Annotated in this window: 3 protein-coding genes and 1 tRNA gene; 3 read left to right on the top strand and 1 reads right to left on the bottom strand. The window is 35.8% G+C overall.

Translation table 11 applies throughout. The features are described from left to right. On the top strand, positions 1-116 hold a 116-nt coding region (locus tag VNJ50_RS03585), incomplete at its 5' end, for a transposase (RefSeq protein ID WP_325579129.1). Between the two features lie 195 nt (positions 117-311). Here VNJ50_RS03585 and VNJ50_RS03580 read toward each other — a convergent pair. Then, complete coding sequence (locus VNJ50_RS03580) at positions 312-2,315, bottom strand: glutamine--tRNA ligase/YqeY domain fusion protein (protein ID WP_325579127.1); 2,004 nt, start codon at positions 2,313-2,315, stop codon at positions 312-314. 119 nt (positions 2,316-2,434) lie between these two features. On the opposite strand from VNJ50_RS03580, the gene folB reads away from it, so the two are divergent. Next, a complete protein-coding gene (gene folB, locus VNJ50_RS03575) occupies positions 2,435-2,797 on the top strand; it encodes a dihydroneopterin aldolase (protein WP_325579125.1) in 363 nt (120 codons plus the stop codon). A 51-nt stretch (positions 2,798-2,848) separates the two neighbouring features. After that, positions 2,849-2,919: transfer RNA gene (locus tag VNJ50_RS03570), tRNA-Cys, on the top strand. Positions 2,920-3,436 lie beyond the last annotated feature (517 nt).

The raw sequence follows: 3,436 nt of genomic DNA, 5'->3' as shown, positions 1-3,436 counted from the left end.
TAAAACACAATATGAACTTTAAAAGGTTTATGTTGAGAGGTCTGGATAAAGTGGAAACAGAAATTGGACTCATAGCAATGGCACATAATCTTAAAAAAGTGAGTTTAGCGATGTAAGAATCGCTTTGCCTCATTTTAACTCGAAACTAATTACCTAATTATCCGAGAGAATCCATAATCAAAACAAAATAACCAAAAAATAAAAGGTCGCCTAAATAGTTTTTAGACGACCTCTTTTTGTTAGAATAGATTTCGTTTTCTTACTTTATATTCTGTAAAAATCGACTTAAAAATATAATTTTGTTTAAAGATTTAAATAGAAATTCTTTTGGTTTCAGCTACCAACAACTCATTTTTATCTTCTAATCCAGAAGCTATAAACGCATTGATTTCTTCATTTTTATCCAAACCTTGCTCTAATAAAACACCAAGCGTGATCATGGTTGCTATACGTGTTCCTACCTTTTTTGCAGCAGTATTAAACCAAGGTTTCAAATCATCATAACTGACATTTTTTGCCAATTCCTGGATTTCAGATTTCGTTTTAAGCTGTTTATCCTCAGGAAGATTGGTGTATTTTTTTCCCAATTGCTGAATAACATCAATAGCCTTACGTTGTGGTTGATTATTTCTTGGCTGTGCCTGACCTTCCGTTTTGTTTTCAACCGGTTTTTCCTTTACCCAAGAATCTCTTAAACCAACGGTTTTATTAAATACCAAAGCATCGGCTGTTGAATCTTTATCAACATTAAAATATCCAAGACGCTGAAATTGAAATTGGTCACCAATTTGCGCATCTTTTACACTTGGTTCTACAAAGGCAGTAATAATTTTTAAGGATTCCGGATTTAAAAGTTCCATAAAATCCTTATCGGGATGTGTATCCGGAGATTCGTCCATAAACAATCGATCGTATTCCCTAACCTCAGCTTTTATGGCATGTTTTATAGATACCCAGTGCAACGTACCTTTCACTCTTTTGGTGGTATATTCAGAATAAGTACAATGAATTTCAGTAATGGTTCCATGGGTATCCTTAACCACATTTTCGGCCTTAATGATATATGCATTTTTTAAACGTACTTCTTGGCCTAAAGCCAATCTGAAATACTTGCTATTGGCTTGTTCTTTAAAATCGTCCCGCTCAATATATAATTCTCTCGAAAAGGGTACTTTTCTAAAACCTGCACTTTCATCTTCTTGATTATTCTCGGCATCTAACCACTCTTCTTTATCTTCTGGATAATTTGTAATAATCACTTTTACGGGGTCCAAAACTGCCATAATTCGTGGTGCAATTTTGTTCAAATCTTCACGGATGCAAAATTCCAATAGTGCCACATCAATGATATTATCACGTTTGGCGACACCAACAGTTTCAATAAACTTTTTAATGGCATTTGGTGTATAACCACGACGGCGCAATCCAGAAATTGTAGGCATTCGGGGATCATCCCATCCAGAAACAATACGATCATCAACCAACCTCAACAACTTTCGTTTGCTCATAATGGTATAACTAAGGTTGAGACGTGCAAATTCGCGTTGTTTTGGACGTATTTTATCTGGTTCGACCACTTGATCCAAAAACCAATCGTAAAGCTCTCTATGCGGCTTAAATTCTAGCGAGCAAAGACTGTGAGAAATACTTTCGATATAATCACTTTCACCATGGGTCCAATCGTACATTGGATAAATACACCAGTCATTTCCGGTACGGTGATGGTGTTTCTTTAAAATGCGATACATAATCGGGTCGCGCATCAACATATTGGTATGTTGCATACTAATTTTGGCACGCAAAACGTGAGTTCCTTCGTCAAACTCACCATTTTTCATCCGTTCAAAAAGATCAAGATTCTCCTCTATACTTCGATTGCGAAAAGGACCATCGACACCAGGTTGTGTTGGCGTTCCTTTTTGCTCGGCCATAGCTTCAGAAGTTTGAGAATCGATATAAGCTTTACCTTCCTTGATCAATTGAACAGCCCAATCATAAAGTTGTTGGAAATAATCTGATGAATACAGTTCATTGGCCCACTTATAACCCAACCATGCTACATCTTCCTTGATGGCATCTACATATTCCTGTTCTTCTTTGGTAGGATTGGTATCATCAAACCTAAGGTTAACCGGCGCATTGTATTTTTCGCCCAAACCAAAACTAATCCCTATCGCTTTTGTATGTCCAATATGCAAATACCCATTAGGCTCCGGTGGAAACCTAAATCGGAGGTCATCTCTTGACATACCATTAGCTAAATCTTCTTCAATAATATGCTCAATAAAATTGAGCGATTCTCTTTCTTCTGACATACCACAAGTTCTTATTTCCCATTGTTTGCTTAAAAAAACGTACAATGGCAATTTAAGTGCAAAATTAGTAATTTTTTTAGTTCCAAAAATGCCTTATTTTTGTGGTCATAAAAGGAAATATGGGAATCATAAAACTCGAAAATATCCGTGTGTATGCACATCATGGCTGTTTAAAAGAAGAAACTACAATAGGTAGTGAATATCAGGTGGATTTAAAGATAGCTGCCAATTTACAACCTTCGGCAACCTCAGATAAATTAAGTGATACGGTAGATTATGTATTACTTAACCGAATTATTAAGGAAGAAATGCAAATTCCTTCCTATCTTCTTGAAACCGTAGCCAAGCGTATATTGGAAAGGATTTTTAAAGAAAGCCAACCGGTTAAAAAAGCAACGGTTTGGGTGAGTAAAATAAACCCTCCTATTGGTGGTGATGTAGAGAAAGTGACCATAAAAATGAGTTCAAGCCGAAATAAATAAAACTATATAGCTTACCACGTTTATTTTTTTTACATTTGCACTTCCAAATTTGGCATCATGGCCGAGTGGCTAGGCAGAGGTCTGCAAAACCTTCTACAGCGGTTCGAATCCGCTTGATGCCTCAAGAAACCTTCAACGAAAGTTGGGGGTTTTTTTATTGAAAATTTTAAAGATAGAACGCAGATGACGCCGATTGGGCAGATGGCCACTGATTTTTTTGTAACTTAAAATTTTTACTAAAAATTAATTAAACAACATAAACCTTCTACAGCGGTTCTCCCGATAGCTATCGGGACGCTTGATGCCTCAAAAAACCTTCAACGAAAGTTGGGGTTTTTTTATTGAAAATTTTAAAGGTGGAACGCAGAGGGCGCTGACCGGACAGATGAAACCATATTTTTCTATGATAGATAAAAAAAATCTGTAATAATCATAAGAAATCTGTGTTATCAGTGTTCCTAAGAATTAGAATGCAAAAAACGCTGATTGAGCAGATAATCACCGATTTTTATGTAACATAAGAAAAAACCTATCAGGTTTCAGAAACCTTTTAGGTTTAAAACAAGTCAGTGAAAATCATATAAAATCTGCGTTATCTAGGTCCTTTTACTACCCTAAATAAAGATTAGTTCAAAGGAT

This window comes from Gelidibacter sp., from assembly GCF_035577925.1.
Taxonomy (GTDB): Bacteria; Bacteroidota; Bacteroidia; order Flavobacteriales; family Flavobacteriaceae; genus Gelidibacter.
The sequence above is the reverse complement of the archived record's forward strand: the minus strand, read 5'-3'. Positions and strand labels throughout refer to the sequence as shown.